The sequence below is a fragment of the Chromatiales bacterium genome (assembly GCA_020445605.1).
GTDB lineage: Bacteria > Pseudomonadota > Gammaproteobacteria > JAGRGH01 > JAGRGH01 > JAGRGH01.
The window spans coordinates 93539-110410 of the sequence record JAGRGH010000040.1 but is presented as its reverse complement, the minus strand read 5'-3'; the positions used below and the strand labels follow the sequence as shown (position 1 = coordinate 110410).

Here is a 16872-nt window from a genome sequence, read left to right as displayed (position 1 = left end):
TGCTTCAGTCGCCACGGTCATAACCATAGCGTGCCTTGATCCCGTCGGCGGCCGCACTGCGCAGAAAATCCAGGAACCTGCCTGCCGCAGGGTTGGTTGCGCCGCGACTCAACAGCACTGCGTCCTGCGCGATCGGCGGGTGCAGCGAGTCCGGCACGATCCAGCGTGATCCATCCGTGCGCTGGATGACCTGCGACAACGCCACGAAGCCGAGTTCGGCATTGCCGGTTGCGACGAACTGAAACGCCTGCGCGATGTTCGCCCCCTGCACGATGCGCGGTGCGACGGCGTCATACACGCCCAGCGCGTGCAGCGTTGCAACCGCCGCGGCACCGTAAGGCGCGGTCTGCGGGTTCGCGATCGCGAGCCTGTGAAACCCGCCAGCCCGCAGGCTGGATGCGCCCGCAACGCGGTCGGCCTCGCGGCTGAACAGCACCAGCCGACCGGTGGCATAGGTGAACTGGCTGCCGGCGACGGCAAGACCGTCGGCGATGGCCTGGCGTGGACGCGCCTGATCGGCGGCGAGGTACACCTCGAACGGCGCGCCCTGGCGGATCTGCGCATAGAGCTGACCGGTGGAGCCGAAGCTCAGGCGCACCGTGTGACCGGTCTCGCGCTCGAATTGTGCGCCGAGTTCCTTTGCAGGCTCACTGAAGTTCGTCGCGACGGCTACGAAAAGCTGCGCAGCCTGCGCGCCGCCCGGTGCCGATACAAAGCCGACGAGCGCGAACCACAGCGCAACATACCGAATCCGGCCGCGGCGCCCCGTCAGGTTGTGCAATCGCTGTTCAGTCATCGTGCCGTTGCGCGCCGCGTTCGCTACAGGTAAGCCGCCGGATCGATTCCCAGCCGCACGCATAGCTCACGAAACACCGCCTCGCGCGCCGCGCGCTCCGGCGTGTTGAAGCGCAGAAAGAATGGCCGTTGATCCATGTCGAACGACGACTCGGCCTTGCCGTGCAGATACATCAGCATGGCGGCGAAGTGCACGGCCACCTCGCCCGTGCGATCAAGTGCGCCGCGCAGCAGTGCGCTCAGTATCGCCTGTGGGTGAAATACCTCGACTTCATCGAGCGCCTGACTCAGACCGCCGTAGAACTCCGCGCGCTCGAGCGCGTCAACCAGCGTCCGCGTGCGGGTGTCGGAGTCGGCCAGTTGCGGCGCATGGCGCAGCACGGCCGTGGCGAGTTCGCTGTCATCGCCGTGCGCGAGCGTCTCGCGCAGCCGTGTCAGCGCCGGCTCGCTGCCGATTGCGGCCAGCGCCTCGACATCGCGCCAGTCGCTCACACCGCGCGCGAGCAGAATGGACTCGATCGTCGCACGCTGCACCGGCGTCGCCGCATGGATCGCGCCGATGTCATAGCCGGTGCCGTCGTGCCACTTCTCGTAGTCGATCCGCATGCTCTGCACAAAGCGTTCGACCAGCGGGTCGCCGGGGTTATGCATGATGCGTTTCGATTCGCGTCAGTTCGCGGGCTTGTTGCGCTTGTCCATTTCGTCGAGCAAAACCTGCGCGTTGGTGACGATCTCGCCCATCGTGGTGTCGGCTGCGCGTTTTTCAGCGAGGTCGCGCATGGTTTGCAGTGGTGTGCGTCCGTCAATCTCAAAGCGGTGAATCACGACCCACCAGGCGGTCTTCCACTCATTGAACCGGCTGCGCAGCGCCACCTGTGTATCCATGAAGCCGGTGTCATTGGCGTCCATGGCATTGAATGCGCGCAGCGCATCCGCGAGCGCTTCACCCTCGGCCGCGACTGCGTCGCGTATCTCGGGCTGGACCTGCTCCAGACTGACGACCACGCGCAGACCGGCGGCGCGAAGTTTCCCGTCCGGCGCGCGAATCAGTTGCGCGACCTCGGGCTGGCGGGCCTCGACGACCTTCATCACCGCCTGCACGCGCTTGAACGGGGCGCTGTAGGGCATGTGTGCGATCCACTGCTCGACGGGGTCGTCGGGTCTCAGCGCCACGAACGCGTCGGCCTCGGCAATGCGCGGGTCGGGCGCCGGCTTCGGCGGCGCATTCAGTTGATAGCGATAGCGGTACGACATCTTGCTGTCGGGCCAGGCGCTGCCGTCCTGCTGGCGTGGCGGCAACCACTCGCTCCAGGCGTCGCCGGCCCGCACCGGACCGCTCGTTGTCGGCATGCCAAAGGCGGCATAGCCTTCGAGCCCCTTGGCCAACCGGATGACGCGCTGGCCGCGCTGCGTGAACAGGTAAACGCCGGCGGGCATGATCCAGCGTCCGGCTTCTTCACGGACCGCGTCCATTCGCACGCCGCCTTCCTGCTTCGCGCGCTGGCGGCCGCCTTCGACCGAGGCGAGTTCGAAACGCCAGTCGGCGTCGGCGTCCGGGCGCTCACCGGCCGGGAAACGAAGCTCGACCTCGAGCGTCAGCGTCTGGCCGTCCTGCTCGGGTGCAATGTCCGCGCCCATGCGTCCGATCACGGCGGCGATTCCGCCGATCGATGCGATGCAGGCGAGCGAAATCAGGCCGGCCTTGAGGAACCCCGCCGAGCCGGGGCCGCCGAGATAACGGCTTACGAGCACCCCGATGACGATGCCGGCGACACCGCCGAGCAAACCGATGCCGACGACCAGATAGCCCGAGGCGCCCTCAAAGTTCGAGACGTGGTACCAGTTCGCCCAGGCCGCGGCGACATAGCCCGCGACCGCGAGCCCCAGGGCGCCGCTCAACAGTGCGACGACGATCGTCACAATCCAGCTCATCTAGGTCGATCCTCTCCGGCGCCGAGTCGATCTCGAGCGTATTGGCGACTCATTATGTGCGGCTTTTGGGACAAAACAAACGTGACCTACCCTCGGGCCTCGTCAGTTCATATTTCTACCAACCCCACTCCCTTTAGGTACCTGAAAGTTTCATCGTAGAATCGTGGCAACCGCGTGTGATCCTCGGGGTCGCCGGGAGGCACCACGATGACCATTCCTTGACGTGCTCGCGTAAGTAGCACTCGGTAAGCATTCTTCTGATACATCTTGCGCTCTGGTTTGTTGATTTGATTCCAGCGGTTTCCTATGAACGATCTGTGTTGCCAGCCGACCTGAGAGTAACGAAAGTCGGCATCCCAAGTAACGCAGGCCCAGTCGAGTTCCAGCCCCTGAATATGGAATTCAGTTGCTACGTCTTCCAGGTAGTAGGACGAGCGGACGTCCTCTTTGCCATCTAAGAACCAGTGCACTGGATCAACCGGTGTCTTTACGTCCATCGCGTAGGGTTTAAGCCGCTGGGCCTGCGAGGAAACCACAATGCCATAGCGCTCACTACCGCGCGCCTGCTCACGCAACCAGGCCTTAGCAACGCTCACATCACGGGTCAGCGCAATGGGATATTTCCCATGCAATTGCGACAAGGTCTGCTTTGCCAGATCGGAGTCGCAGTCCAGCAACTGCTTAACCCACAGCGCTAGATTCTCGGCACGAAAAGAGCGCATTGAAACCCCCAGGTGCAATTCTGGCCTGTGGTTAACCCTTGGATGACTTACAAGCTTTTCGAGCGCACCTTGGGCACTGTATTCGCATCCGTTAAGTTAGAAGAAAGATGTACATCCCAATTGGGATAGCTGCGAAGAATGGCATCAATCCACCCCCCAATACCGGCCTCCCCTGTATTGATTTCCTGTCCGCCGCCAACCAAACACACGACAACAGCCCAATCTGGGTGGCGATCCATACAGGAAATCAGGAACTCAGGCTCGGACTGCTGGAACCCATAAAGCCCCTTCTTGGTCGCCATAAACTTGGAAGTTTGCGCAATATTCCAGGCTCGCTGCGCCTCGTCGAATAGCGCCACATGCTCGGCAGGTGGGTCTTCGTCACGGAGACAGTCGTCTCGGAAATGGTGGACATTCTGGATGAACGCTTTCACCTTGCTGAGCGCTTCGCCCTTTCTCATACGTCCGCCCTGCTGTTTGGCACGACTGACGGTATCGCGCGCCAGGGCCTCGTGCAGTATTTTAACCAGCGGGCCGTTTCCAGAAAGGAATACGCTGTACAACGATTCGGCAGGATCGATGTGCTTTGTAGCAATATCCAGCCCTACCAGCGTTTTTCCAGCGCCAGGCACGCCAGTAACAAAGCAAATAACCTTGCGTTTCTTGTGCTTCGCTTCGGCGATGATCTTGTCCAAAGCAGCCGAAGTAACAGACAAATTGGTCGCGTCAGCATCACTACGCGAGATCGCTTCAACGGAATGGCCGCTGTATAGCGCCATTGCGGCCTCCACGATTGTTGGGGTTGGGCAATAACGGCCAGCGCGCCAAGCATCGGCACTCAAGGCTGGCGTATCGGCGAACGCCAACACTCCGCACAAGACTTCGCCAAGTCCCTCGCCATTAGTCAAGATCGGCTTAAGAATGTGATCATCCTTGCTCTGGGCAACCATTCTGAATGAGCAATCGGCGCGAGTGGCAATCAATATTGGAGCCACAGTCGCCGCATGGCTGACGTCATGAAAGTTCTTGAGGTCTAGGGCATAGTCCACCACTTGATCAACCGCATGGGCGGCATGTGCGCGCTCCCCCACCTTGAATTCCAGCACAAAGATCGTGGAACCCAGCAGTAGCACCACATCCACCCGCTTGCCCATGCGAGGAATTGCGTATTCAAAGTACACTGCGCCTTGCGCTCGTATCGTTTGCAAGCGGAGGTCGACCAAGACCTCCTTCAGTATGCGGATTTGCTCCCGCCAAGCATGTGTTTGCGCTTGCTCAATGGCGAAATCGCTATTTCTTGCGAGGCAGCCAAGTATGGATTCCTCGGTCGCCGCGAGAAAAGCAGGGAGTGTGGCGGAGTAGTACTCACGAGCGAGGCCTGGGTGTGGAGAACGCATTTGGTTGATCCTTCAGGAATGCACCGGGCTACCACGCTGCCTGTGCGCAGCCATGATCGCGGCGGGCGCGCGATTACGGGCGGCTTGCGCGCAAGACAATCGTAGCCCGAATCTCCGGTGGGCGCAGTCGCTGAAGGCAACTCCGAACTGGCCAGCGTTGCCTCAACGCGCGGTGGAGGCCGCCGTGCCGACCGCCGGTGGCACCGCGCCGGCCGGCTTGGACGCAGGCAGGGCACTGACGCCCGCCATGAATACGCTCGTCGCGTATGGCAGGGACTGAATCATCAGTACGACGATCCACACCACCATGTCGAGCAGTTCGGTGCCGTCGCCACGCGAGCGGGTCGCAACACTTCCAGAGGCCGGACTCGCCCGGTCGCGAGGACTTGGACTTGCAGTTGAACCGTTCGCCGGCGTCATTGCGCCCCTCGGACCTACGGCAAATGCGGTTCGGCGCAGCGCAACGTGAAGGCGCCCCTTGTAGCGACAACTCGACACGCGCGGGGCAGTGAGATGGGGGCAAAGAAAAAGGGGCGTCCGCCACGGTCGCGGCGGACGCCCCGGGATGCCCGAGTCAGGAACGACTCAGCGTGTCAGGCGAGGTCGAAACGGTCCAGCTCCATGACCTTGGCCCAGGCCGACACGAAGTCGTTGACGAACTTCTTGCCCGCGTCGGCGCCGCCGTAGACCTCGGCGATGGCACGCAGCTGCGAGTTCGAACCGAACACCAGATCCACGCGGCTAGCCGTACGCTCGACCTTGCCGGTCTTGCGGTTGGCGCCCTCGAACGCGTCGGCATCCTTGGTCACGGGCGTCCATTTCGTGCCCATGTCGAGCAGGTGCACGAAGAAGTCGTTGCTCAGCACGCCGGGACGGTCCGTGAACACGCCTTCCTTCGAGCCACCGAAGTTCGCGCCCATTGCCCGCAGGCCGCCGACCAGCACCGTCATCTCAGGCGCGCTCAGCGTCAGCAGCTGGGCCTTGTCGAGCAGCATCTCCTCGGCCGAGCAGGCGAACTTCTTCTGCTGATAGTTGCGGAAGCCGTCGGCGAGCGGTTCGAGCACCTCGAACGATTCGACGTCGGTCTGCGCCTGCGTGGCATCGGTGCGGCCCGGGGTGAACGGCACGCTGACCGTGACGCCGCCGTCGGCCGCGGCCTTCTCGACGCCGGCGCAACCGGCCAGCACGATCAGATCGGCCATCGAGATCTTCTTGCTGCCGGTGTCGAAGCCGGCCTTGATGCCTTCGAGCACGCCGAGCACTTTCGCGAGCTGATCCGGCTGGTTGACGGCCCAGTCCTTCTGCGGGGCCAGACGAATCCGCGCGCCGTTCGCGCCGCCGCGCTTGTCCGAGCCGCGGAAGGTGGAGGCCGACGACCATGCGGTGTAGACGAGTTCCGACACCGACAGGCCGGAGGCAAGGATTTTTTCCTTCAGCGCCTTCTGATCGGCCGCATCGACCAGCTCGTGATTCACGGCCGGCACCGGGTCCTGCCAGATCAGGTCTTCGGCCGGAACCTCGGGACCGAGGTAGCGCGACTTCGGACCCATGTCGCGGTGCGTCAGCTTGAACCAGGCGCGCGCGAAGGCATCGGCGAACTCCGCCGGGTTCTCGCGGAAATGCCGCGCGATCGGCTCGTAGGCCGGGTCCATGCGCATGGACATGTCGGCCGTGGTCATCATGATCGCGCGTTTCTGGCCGGCGTCCTCGGCGGCCGGGGCCATGTTGCGGTCATGATTGTCTTTCGGCGTCCACTGGTTCGCGCCGGCCGGGCTCTTGGTCAGCACCCACTCGTTGTCGAACAGCATCTCCAGGTAGGTCATGTCCCATTTGGTCGGGGTCGGGGTCCAGGCGCCTTCGATGCCGGAGCCGATCTGGTCGCCGCCCTTGCCGCTGCCGTGCCTGCTGATCCAGCCGAAGCCCTGCTCTTCGAGCGGGGCGGCCTCGGGTTCCGGGCCGACCAGCGCGGCGTCGCCGGCACCGTGGGCCTTGCCGAAGGTATGCCCGCCGGCGGTCAGCGCGACGGTCTCGTAGTCGTTCATCGCCATGCGCTTGAAGGTCTCGCGCACGTCGCGGCCCGAGGCGACCGGGTCCGGGTTGCCACCGGGGCCTTCGGGATTCACGTAGATCAGGCCCATCTGCACCGCGGCCAGCGGGTTTTCCAGGTCGCGTTCGCCGGAGTAGCGGTTGCCATCGGCCAGCCAGGTGCTCTCCATGCCCCAGTAGGTGTCGATCTCGGGGGCATAGACGTCTTCGCGTCCGCCGCCAAAGCCGAAGGTCTTGAAGCCCATGGATTCCAGCGCGACGTTGCCGGTCAGCACCAGCAGGTCGGCCCAGGACAGCCGCTTGCCGTATTTCTGCTTGATCGGCCACAGCAGGCGGCGCGCCTTGTCGAGGTTGACGTTGTCCGGCCAGCTGTTCAGCGGCGCAAACCGCTGCTGACCGCTGCCCGCGCCGCCGCGCCCGTCCATCGTCCGGTAGGTGCCCGCCGCGTGCCAGGCCATGCGGATGAACAACGGACCGTAGTGACCATAGTCGGCGGGCCACCAGTCCTGCGAGTCGGTCATCAGCGCCGTGAGGTCTTTCTTCACGGCCGCCAGATCGAGTTTCTTGAACTCCTCGCGGTAGTTGAACTCGCCGTCCATCGGGTTCGAGGCGGGCGAATTCTGGTGCAGGATGTCGAGTTTGAGCTGGTTCGGCCACCAGTCGCGGTTGGACTGGCCGCCACCGGCGGTGTGATTGAACGGGCAAGTGCCATTGGACATGGGGGAACTCCTCGTATTGGCTTCGGGTATCCAGGAACGAGGCTCATATAGAAAAGTAATTGAGAATCAATCTCCAATACTTATTTTCAAATTGGTCGATAGCCTCAGACTTTCGGAGGTCCGGCGAGGGCTTGGCGAATGCCCCGGGTCGCCGTACTGTGCCTTCCACGCACAGGGGCGGACATGACGCCGGGTTTTCCAGGGCGCCAGGCGACCCAACGGGTGCCAGCCTGCGCGTCCGTCAATCGTGAGTGATGAATGAAGAACCTGCCGGCTGTTTTTGCGGTTGCGGACCGCATCGCTTTTGGCGCTCCGCAGACCGTCGCCGAACGGGGGGTGCGGGGGCTGCTGGTTCTGGCCTTGTATCTCATTGGCGCCGCACATTTGATCCTGTTTTTCAACGGCGGCGACCTGGCGCTGGTGGCCTACGACTGGATCAAGGAGGACGCCTACCTCAATGCCCTACGCGATGCGCAAACGACAGGCGTACCACCGTGGACCTGGAGCGAGGCGTTCTACCATTCGACGCCGCGACTTCTGGCGAACCCGGAAATCATCCTGACACCCGACATCATTCTGCTGCGCTGGGTGCCAAACAGCATCTTCGTGATCATTCATATCCTGTTGTTCTACACAATCGGATTTCTGGGCAGTCTGTCGCTGGCCAGGCGAGCGAATGCGAGCCTTGTCGCCTTTGCGTTCTTCTGGCTGGTGTTCAATTTCAACGGAAGCATCACAGCGCATCTCGCGGTCGGTCATCTGCAGTGGGCGGGCTACTATCTGCTGCCGTTGTTTTTCGCCCTGCTGTTCCGTATCGCGGCCGATACCCGTGAAACCCCGGTATTTGAGCGATTCCCGATGCTGGCTATGGGGTTGCTTCTGGGTCTGTGGTTTCTGAACGGCTCATTTCACTTCGCAATCTGGGCTTGCATGTTCATGCTGATCGCGGCGCTGTGGAATCGTTCGCTGTTCAAGGGCGCGCTCTGGTCGATTGCCATCGGCGTCCTGTTGGGATTCGGCCGTGTATTGCCGGCGGCGCTGTGGTTTCCTGATCAACGGTCGTTTCTGTCCGGATATCCGGGATTCAGCGTGCTGTTTGACGCCCTCGTACTGATGCGGGAGCACGACCACCCGGCGATCGGCGGCCTGTTTGGGCGGCTGGGTTGGTGGGAGTACGACGTCTTTGTCGGATACGTGGCCCTGTTCGCTGTCGCGGTGGCGGGATACGCGGGCTTTCGCAGTCACAGAATCAGGTTTCGGGCACCGTTGATTGCCGCAGCCTGTGCGATGGCGCTGCTGTCTATGGGTGATGTGTTTGCCGTAGTCGCCAACTCGCCGCTGCCTTTTGCGGGAGTCGAGCGCGTTTCGTCGCGTTTCATCCTGCTGCCGCTCGTGCTGATTTTCGTAGTCGCCATGGCAGGACTGGATCCGCTGTTCCGGTCATCTCCAGCGATCTGGAAACCGGCGGTACTGGCGGCGCTTCCGCTCATGTTTGCCGAGTTGATGAACCACTCGCGGATCTGGCAGGTCGGGCGCCTGGAGGCGGCCGTGCACGATGTTGCCAAACCCGGGCTGTCGATTTCGCCAACCCACGACGCCGCCTATGCGTTCAGCGTCTATGCCGGCTGGTTCGTCTCGCTGCTGGCCATGCTGTTTGCGTTCTACTGTCTGGTCCGCGCCAGGGCCGCCGCCTGGCGGGCTGCCCCATGAGGACACCGGCGATCCGGGTCTCCAGCGTCCACGCGCCCCGCGGGTTCTGCTAGATTATTCTGTCTTAACGGGGGGTTACGTGAACATGAGCGCACCAGCGCAGCGCAACCGGTCGACCTTTCACGTCGAGCTGATCAAGCCGTCGCACTACGACGACGACGGCTACGTCATCCAGTGGTGGCGCGCCTGGATTCCGTCCAATTCCCTGGGCGTGCTGCATGCGCTGATCGGTCAGGCGGCCGAGCAGCGGGTGCTGGGCGACGCGGTCGATATCGAACTGCGCGCCTACGACGAATGCCACACCCGCATCCCGGTCGCGCGCATCGTTCGACGCATCCGCCAGGCCGGCGGTCGCGGCTTGGTCTGCCTGGTCGGCGTGCAGACCAACCAGTTCCCGCGCGCGATGGACCTTGCGCGGGAATTCCGCGCCGCCGGGATCGATGTCATCGTCGGCGGTTTCCACGTCAGCGGCTGCCTGGCCATGCTGCCGGAGACGCCGCCGGACCTCGTCGAGGCACAGGCACTGGGGGTCACGCTGTTCGCCGGCGAGGCCGAGGGCCGCATCGATCAGGTGCTGCGAGATGCTTGGGAAAGGCGCCTGCCGCCGGTCTACAACTATCTCGATTCGGCGCCCGCGATGAACGGGCAGCCGACACCGTCGCTGCCGCGCAGCCTGGTTCGACGTTACGCGGGTTCGCTTTCGACCTTCGATGCCGGCCGCGGCTGTCCGTATCTGTGCAGCTTCTGCACCATCATCAATGTCCAGGGGCGCAAATCGCGCTACCGCGACGCGGATGACGTCGAGCGGCTGATCCGCGCGAATGCCGAGGTCGGCATCAACCGTTATTTCATAACCGATGACAACTTCGCCCGCAACAAGAACTGGGAGGCGATCTTCGACCGTCTCATCCAGTTGCGAGAGCGTGAGGGGTTCGATTTCAACTTCCTCGTGCAGGTGGACACCATGTGCCACAAGATCGAGGGATTTGTTGAAAAGGCCGCGCGCGCCGGCTGCAAGAAGGCGTTCATCGGGCTGGAGAACATCAAGCCGGAAAACCTCGTTTCCGCACGCAAGGGGCAGAACCGCATTGGTGAATACCGCGACATGCTCAACGCCTGGCGCAGCCATGGCGTCGTCACCTACTGCGGCTACATTCTCGGCTTTCCGGACGACACGCCGGAATCCATACTTTCCGACCTCGCGCTGATCAAGCGCGAACTGCCGGCGGACATGCTGGAGTTCTTCATCCTGACGCCGCTGCCGGGCTCGCAGGACCACAAGAACCTGGTTCTGAAGGGCGAATGGACCGATCCCGACATGAACAAGTATGACCTTGAGCATGTCGCCAGCCGTCACCCGCGCATGTCAGCCGACGAATGGCAGGGCATCTATCGCCGCGTGTGGGACGAGTACTACACCCAGGAGCACATCGAAACGCTGTTCCGTCGAGCCGCGGCCAGCGGCGTGAAGCCCAAGCGCATCCTGAGCATGGTGTTCCAGTTCTACGGCATGATGATTTTCGAGAACGTGCATCCGCTGCAGGGCGGGTTTCTGCGGCGCAAGAATCGCAGACAGCGTCGGCCCGGCTTTGCACGCGAGAGCGTATGGTCGTTTTATCCGCGGCGGGTGCGTGAGTTTGCAACCACCTACACGCGCGGAACGCTGTATTACCTCGCTCTGCGGCGCACCCTGCGGCGCATCCTCGCAGAGCCCGGGGTGGCCGGCTATACCGATCGGGCGTTGCAGGCCGATGATCAGTCAGCAGTGGACGGTCTGACGGCGCTTGAAACCCGGCAGCGTGAAGTCACCGCCGCGCGACACGCGAAGGCGCGCCTGGCGGCCAGTCGCGCGCATTAGTGTCCTATCCCGCCAGGGCGCGGCGCGAATCGATCGCCACGCATCGATTCGCATGACGGTGCGTGATACGCACCCTACATGTGCGGCGTGAGTAGGGTGCGCACCGCGCACCGGAAGGCGATTGAAATGCCGTACGCGGTGCGTGGTATGCACCCTGCCGAGTTGCAATGAAATCTTTCTGCGTGCTCCGCGTCTGTGCGGCTTGGTGCCAACGGCCTTTGAACCGCAGAAACGCAGAAACGCAGAGGGCACAGAGAGTTTCAGGGAACGAGGCTGCGCACGGCGTAACGTGTTCAATGATCACGCGCCGGAAATGGTGCGTGGTACGCACCCTACATGTGCGGTGTGAGTAGGGTGCGCGCCGCGCACCGTTTGTATCCTCGGCCCTGCGAGATGATCGCTGTTTAATGGAAGTGGCGGCGGCATCAACCGCAGGCATCCTTGTCGCCGAAGTTCTCCGGCTTGCGGGACCAGCCGACCCTGCCGTCCGGGGTCTTCACCTTGACCCACCAGGTGGACTCGGGAAACGCCATGCGTTTGCCCCAGCAGGTTCCGTCAGTCACGCAGCGATCCCAGCCGCCGTGCCCCTGGTACATGAACGTGGCCTCTTCGTCGAACAATTCGCCGTCGTGCCAGACCTGAAAGAATCCTTCGCCCCGTTCCGCATATACGCGAACGATGTCGCCCTTGCGATAGTCGTGACCGGAATCGAGGCTGCGGTAGTCGTGTAGCACCTCGATCCGGCCTGGCCGCGTCACGATGAGTTTTCCCGTGAGTCCTGCGACGCGGGTGCCGGGCAGTACGACCGCGACAACCGCAGCGGCATCGTCGGGATCAGCCAACAAGGTCGTTTCCGCGAGCGTGGACCATTCGCGGTATGCGCAGCACTCGAATGGACAGGCGCCGTCTTCGACCAGGGTTTGCGGCGGCGTCCGGTCGCTCGCGGCGGCGCCATCCGAGACAACGATCAGAAACCACAGCGCGCTACATACGGCGCGCGACGCTAGCGAACCCGGTATGCGGTGTGACACGCGACGCACGCGGCGGTCACTTCCGCCAACGCGCCCTGGGCCGCCTGTGCATCGCCTTCCTGGACTCTGAGCGCAAACCGGCTCGCCGCGCGGTGCATCTGCGTTCCGGTTTCCCGCATCGCCTGCGGCATCAGCCCGGCCATGTGGTGCGCGCCGTGCGCATCCAGTGAACTCATGCCCAGCCGCGCCTCGGCAATCGCCGCCGCCTGATCGTGTTCTCCTGCGGCCATGGCGTGGAGGATTTCGTCGAGCGCCGCGAGATGATCACGCATGTTCGCCATCATGTGGTTCTGCATCATCGCGGGAAACTCGACGAGCTGCCGCGAGTCGTTTTCCGCATGGGCCGAACCGGCCCCGATCACCAGCCACAGCAACGTGGCCGCAAGCCCGTGGAACCGCGTCATTGCCATTGTGACGGATCGTTGCATTTCGGACTGTTGAGCCGCTTCGGCAGCAGTTCCCGCTCGAAGTTGCCACCCGCGCAGCGGCCGACCTGCTGGCCCCAGGTCCTGCCATCCTCGGGCTGCCTGAGTTCATCCGGGAGTTTCGGGGCGACCTGTTTAAGGCAGGTCTCGGTCGTCGCCGACGCCTTGGCGTGGCAGGCGTCCGCCGTGATCGAGAAGCAGGAGCGAAAATAGCTCCCGTCCTCGCAGAACACCCGCGGCAGCAGGTCCTGCATCCCCGCCACCCAGCCGTCGCGGCTGACGACCACCTCGGCCGCCTGCGCGGGCGGCGCGCCCGCCAGCATCACGATCAGGGAGCCAGTCATAAAAGATTTGCGAACGTTCATGATGGAGTCTTTGAGGTACTGTCGACGACGGGGGTGCTATTGTAGCCACCCTCATGTTTCACAGGTCGCGTCGGTCTTTCGCCGTGCTCGGCGCCCTGCTCGCCTCGCTGGTCGGCTGCGAGCGTCCGCCGCGCGAGGTCCCGGTCAGCGAGCTGCGGTTTCCGGTCGTGCTCGTGTTTGGCGATACCGAAGCGCAGATCAACGTCAACGCACAGGACCTGGCGCTGATGCACATGGGGCATTACACCCACATGCCCGAGCAAATGCGGGTGATCGACGCGCAGGCACGGGTCTTCGAAATGCGCGACATCCAGGGCGAACACGGCGGCCTGTGGATGATGCTGAACCCGACCGGTCTGATGCCGATTTCCTTCCGGCTGATTCCGGCGCGGTCGTCCGGCCTTGAAGCCGCACGTGGCGTGATCCTGGGCTGCGAGTTCTTCGACCGTGTGCGGGGCGCGGACGAAACCGAACGCGTGCGCGATGCGGTGCGTCGCGCCTCGGACATGGCCAGCATCCTGCGCGCGATAGTCAACGCGCCGGAACCGGGTCAATAGGCCCTGCCGACGCCCGGGTGTTATGGGCAGAGAACCCCGTGGCAGTAATTCGCTCCGAACTGGTCCCCACCCGTGACCTGGTTTGTGGGGTCCGGCGTTCCGGATTGTTCATTGGCCTGAAACACATTGCCGCCGTAAATGGTCACGCTTGTTCCCACCAGGCCGGCGCCACGATTGCTCGAAACAGAGTTGTTCTCGATGAAGCCGTCCGCGATGATGCCCGGGCCGGTCATGCCACCGCCGATCCCGTTCGACTCCACCTGATTGATCCGGATTCTCGACAGTCCAGCGCCGACTATCCCATAGGCGCCGTTGTTTGTAACGACATTGAATTGCATGAGGCATGTAAAGCACTCGATGCCAGCTTCGCCGTTCTCGCGCGCAACATTGTTCTGCACCACACCGAAGCTGTTGATGATCCCGGAACCGCCGTTGTGTTTCACGACCACGTTCTCGATAAGCCCCTCGAATGACCGGATGCCGGTATCGCCCATGTTCCGAACGGTGCCATTCAATATCGAGCCGGTTTTGCCGGCCTGAATCTCTACGCCGTTCCCGGTCCCCGTCTGCGTGCAGACCAGCGGACTGGTGCCGCTGCAAGTTGTCACGCCCGAAATCGTGAAGCCGCCCAGGTCGATCGAGACCGAATCCGCGCTGGAGTAGATCGCAGTCGTGTTCTCGTCCGCCACGGCGATGTTGGAGGTCAGCACGTAGCTGCCGCTCGCAGTGATTTCGACAGGGAATCCCGGGGCGTCGCCCGGGAGACAGCCGGCCGCGACACAGGACTGACTGATCTCAAGGACTCCGTTGGATGCGTAGACCTTCGTCAGTGCGCAGGACGCGACTAGAAGGAGCGAAACAAAGCCCGCGAGACGGAAACCTGAATCCGGGTGGAATGAATGCATCGGCTGAGCCTCCGGAACCCCAAACTCGAGAACGTTTCGCGACCGTGCCCGGCCGCGTGCATCGGAGTATAGGCCGATTGGGCCCCGTTGCGGTGTCTGCGGGACGGGCGATCGTCGGCCCGTTTCAGGTCGCCACGGTGCCAAAGTGCTGCGTGACGATCTCGGCGTCGACGTGGATGTCGAAACCAAGCCGTCGCAACGTTCGACAGACCCAGAAATCCTCGGACAGGTAATCACCGTCCACCACGCCGACCTGGAATACATCGTAGTGCACGGTGGGGCCACCTTCGCCGCGCTGCGAGTCGGGTGGTGAATAGACCCGACCGTCGTTCTTTGCATCGGTGATCAGCGCGTCCACGGCGCGTCGCGAGAGCATCAGTGCGGCCGTGCCGATGCGTTCGTGCAGACTCAGCACGCCGTCTTCCCCGACCGCGCGACCGACATTGAAGATTCGTGCACCGTTCGCATCGCGACCCTTCAGGGCAACCGGCGCGCCGATCACGTCGCGATCGTGTTCGAGCAGCTTTACGAGTCCTGTCGCCGGCAGCTCGACATCGGCATCCAGAAACAGCAGATGTGTGAATTCCGGGCGGGCATGAAACAGTGCGAGCAGGGTATTGCGCGCACGCGTGATCAGGCTTTCGTTGCCGATGCTCACCAGGCTGAACGCAATGCCCGCGCGCTGGTAGCCGAGCAGCGTTTGCGTGAAGTTCATGTGCACCATGCCGCCGTAGGCCGGCGTGCCGATCATCACGTTCGCGTCGGGATGCTTCATGCGAAGGGCCGGTATTTTTCGCGATGGCCCATGGTCTGGCGGTTCAGCTCGCCGAGGCGCGAGAGCTCGGCGTCCGAATAGCGCAGATATCGCTGCACGAGCCCGTGGTTCTCCGCGTAGTGCGGATGATCGTAAGTGCTGCCGTGCGGCCGGGGATGCCACAGATGCACGGCCGGGCGTTCGTCCAGTTCCACCGTGGCCAGCCGCGCGCGCTGGATTTTCAGGGTCATTGCATCGTCCTCGCCACCCCAGCCACGAAACCGTTCGTCCCAGGCGCCGATTCGTGCGAACGCGGCCGCGCGGATCAGGAACATGCCGCCGCACAGCACGATGCGCTCGGCGATACCCTCGCGGTTGGGTTTGATATCGGTACCCCGCTCGGGGACGAACGCATGTTTCCCGTCTCGCACCCGGGCGGTTTCCTCAGGCGTCAGATCGATCAGCCGGCGATACGGCTTGACCACCTCGAAGCCGCGTTCAGCCGCCGCGATCATTGCCGGGAGCATGTCGCCGGCCACGAGATCCGCGTCGCTGAATATCAGCAGCGAGGTGTCGGCCCGGCGCGCGCCGACGTTGAGCCCCCAGGCCTTGTTGAACGGCCCGGGGTTGTAGGCGAACACGATGCGTCCGTTCGGGTGCTGCAGCGGTTCGGTGAGCCGGGGAAAGGTGTCCTGCTCGACCACGATCAGCGGCTGGTCAGGCCATTGCGCGAGCCAGCCGGTGACGGCTTCCAGGTTGCGGCGGCGGTCGTCCGTGGCGCCGTCGCGATAGGTTAGGATGATGGTCGCGCGCATCGGGCGATTCGCGTTTTCGGAGTTCCCGCTAGCGTACAGGATTGCCCACGATTTCGTGATTATTCACCCCTCCCGCCACGCGATGCTCGTCAGCTGTATCACCGTCACCCAGCCCGGCCGCGAGGCGTTGTTGCAACTCGCGATCAGCGATTTTCTGCGGCAGACCCACTCTAGGCGGGAGCTGCTGATCATCCACGACGGCGGGGCGGCGTTCGACGCACGGCTGCGCGCCATGGCGGCGGTGGATGCCCGCGTTCGCGTGGCTGGAACCCCCGAACGACGCACGCTCGGGGCCCTGCGCAATTTCGCCGTCGAGCGCGCGCGAGGCGAACTCGTCTGTCAGTGGGACGACGACGATCGCTTCCATCCGCTGCGCCTCGAATCCCAGCTTGCGGCACTCGAATCGGCAGGATCGGACGTCTGCTTCCTGTCCGATCAGTTGCACTGGTTTGCGGACACGCGCGAACTTGCCTGGGATGACTGGCACACCGAGGCCTATCCGATGAACTTCGTGCAGGGCACCCTGCTCGCGCGACGCGACCGGCTGCCCCGTTACCCGGAGCTGCCGCGCGGCGAAGACACGGGGCTGGTGTACGCGCTGTTCGAGGCCGGGCGTTCCATCACGCGGCTGCGCGGTGTGGGCTGGTGTTATGTCTATGTCTGTCATGGCCGCAACGCCTTCGATCACGCACACCATGCGGCGATCTCGCGCATGAAGGCGATGAGCGCGGCGCGCGTTCTTGCGGCCGAACGGGTGTTGCGCGAACGGATTGCCGGGTACGAACCACCGATCGGACCCGCGACGCTGTTCTACAAGGGTGGAAAAATCGAGTTACCGTGA

At 63.3% G+C, this 16872-nt stretch carries 16 protein-coding genes and 1 pseudogene; 4 read left to right on the top strand and 13 right to left on the bottom strand.

Annotation, left to right across the window (positions count from 1 at the left end; all coding sequences use genetic code 11):
- Positions 1–4 precede the first annotated feature (4 nt).
- The 7 genes and pseudogenes from modA to katG all read right to left on the bottom strand — a co-directional run bounded on the left by modA (position 5) and on the right by katG (position 7611).
- Positions 5–796 (bottom strand): molybdate ABC transporter substrate-binding protein, encoded by a 792-nt coding sequence (modA, locus tag KDG50_08910; GenBank protein ID MCB1865539.1) that lies wholly within the window; start codon positions 794–796, stop codon positions 5–7.
- A 23-nt stretch (positions 797–819) separates the two neighbouring features.
- Positions 820–1446 (bottom strand): hypothetical protein, encoded by a 627-nt coding sequence (locus KDG50_08905; protein MCB1865538.1) that lies wholly within the window; start codon positions 1444–1446, stop codon positions 820–822.
- An 18-nt stretch (positions 1447–1464) separates the two neighbouring features.
- Positions 1465–2727: a YrzE family protein gene (locus tag KDG50_08900; protein MCB1865537.1), complete on the bottom strand. Its 1263-nt coding sequence runs from the start codon at positions 2725–2727 to the stop codon at positions 1465–1467.
- 107 nt (positions 2728–2834) lie between these two features.
- Positions 2835–3530, bottom strand: a pseudogene (locus tag KDG50_08895) (DUF2075 domain-containing protein).
- Positions 3497–4846 carry a DUF2075 domain-containing protein gene (locus KDG50_08890; protein ID MCB1865536.1) on the bottom strand — a complete coding sequence of 450 codons (1350 nt, stop codon included), beginning with the start codon at positions 4844–4846 and terminating at the stop codon, positions 3497–3499. The pseudogene KDG50_08895 and the gene KDG50_08890 overlap by 34 nt, the downstream one beginning before the upstream one ends.
- 162 nt (positions 4847–5008) lie before the next feature.
- Positions 5009–5266, bottom strand: a complete 258-nt coding sequence (locus KDG50_08885) for a hypothetical protein (GenBank protein MCB1865535.1) — start codon at positions 5264–5266, stop codon at positions 5009–5011.
- A 173-nt stretch (positions 5267–5439) separates the two neighbouring features.
- Positions 5440–7611, bottom strand: coding sequence for a catalase/peroxidase HPI (gene katG, locus KDG50_08880; protein ID MCB1865534.1), 2172 nt, complete (start codon positions 7609–7611; stop codon positions 5440–5442).
- 258 nt (positions 7612–7869) lie between these two features.
- Between katG and KDG50_08875 the strand changes: the two genes are divergently transcribed.
- Positions 7870–9321, top strand: coding sequence for a hypothetical protein (locus tag KDG50_08875; GenBank protein ID MCB1865533.1), 1452 nt, complete (start codon positions 7870–7872; stop codon positions 9319–9321).
- 85 nt (positions 9322–9406) lie between these two features.
- A complete protein-coding gene (locus KDG50_08870) occupies positions 9407–11179 on the top strand; it encodes a radical SAM protein (GenBank protein MCB1865532.1) in 1773 nt (590 codons plus the stop codon).
- Positions 11180–11604: 425 nt separating this feature from the next.
- On the opposite strand, the gene KDG50_08865 is transcribed toward KDG50_08870, so the two are convergent.
- From KDG50_08865 to KDG50_08855, 3 genes are read right to left on the bottom strand one after another with little or no spacing between them, the layout of a single operon-like run.
- The gene (locus KDG50_08865; GenBank protein MCB1865531.1) at positions 11605–12219 is read right to left on the bottom strand and encodes a hypothetical protein; all 615 of its coding nucleotides are present in this window, start codon (positions 12217–12219) and stop codon (positions 11605–11607) included.
- On the bottom strand, positions 12183–12614 hold the full coding sequence (locus KDG50_08860; protein ID MCB1865530.1) for a cytochrome c: 432 nt from the start codon (positions 12612–12614) through the stop codon (positions 12183–12185). Before KDG50_08860 ends, KDG50_08865 begins: the two co-directional genes overlap by 37 nt.
- Positions 12611–12979 carry a hypothetical protein gene (locus KDG50_08855; GenBank protein ID MCB1865529.1) on the bottom strand — a complete coding sequence of 123 codons (369 nt, stop codon included), beginning with the start codon at positions 12977–12979 and terminating at the stop codon, positions 12611–12613. Before KDG50_08855 ends, KDG50_08860 begins: the two co-directional genes overlap by 4 nt.
- 74 nt (positions 12980–13053) lie before the next feature.
- Between KDG50_08855 and KDG50_08850 the strand changes: the two genes are divergently transcribed.
- Positions 13054–13557, top strand: a complete 504-nt coding sequence (locus KDG50_08850; protein MCB1865528.1) for a hypothetical protein — start codon at positions 13054–13056, stop codon at positions 13555–13557.
- 20 nt (positions 13558–13577) lie between these two features.
- On the opposite strand, the gene KDG50_08845 is transcribed toward KDG50_08850, so the two are convergent.
- The 3 genes from KDG50_08845 to KDG50_08835 form a co-directional block, all read right to left on the bottom strand.
- Positions 13578–14462, bottom strand: a complete 885-nt coding sequence (locus KDG50_08845; protein ID MCB1865527.1) for a right-handed parallel beta-helix repeat-containing protein — start codon at positions 14460–14462, stop codon at positions 13578–13580.
- A 124-nt stretch (positions 14463–14586) separates the two neighbouring features.
- Complete coding sequence (locus tag KDG50_08840; protein MCB1865526.1) at positions 14587–15237, bottom strand: hypothetical protein; 651 nt, start codon at positions 15235–15237, stop codon at positions 14587–14589.
- A complete protein-coding gene (locus KDG50_08835; GenBank protein MCB1865525.1) occupies positions 15234–16031 on the bottom strand; it encodes a glycosyltransferase in 798 nt (265 codons plus the stop codon). Before KDG50_08835 ends, KDG50_08840 begins: the two co-directional genes overlap by 4 nt.
- Positions 16032–16113: 82 nt before the next feature.
- Between KDG50_08835 and KDG50_08830 the strand changes: the two genes are divergently transcribed.
- Complete coding sequence (locus KDG50_08830; protein ID MCB1865524.1) at positions 16114–16872, top strand: glycosyltransferase; 759 nt, start codon at positions 16114–16116, stop codon at positions 16870–16872.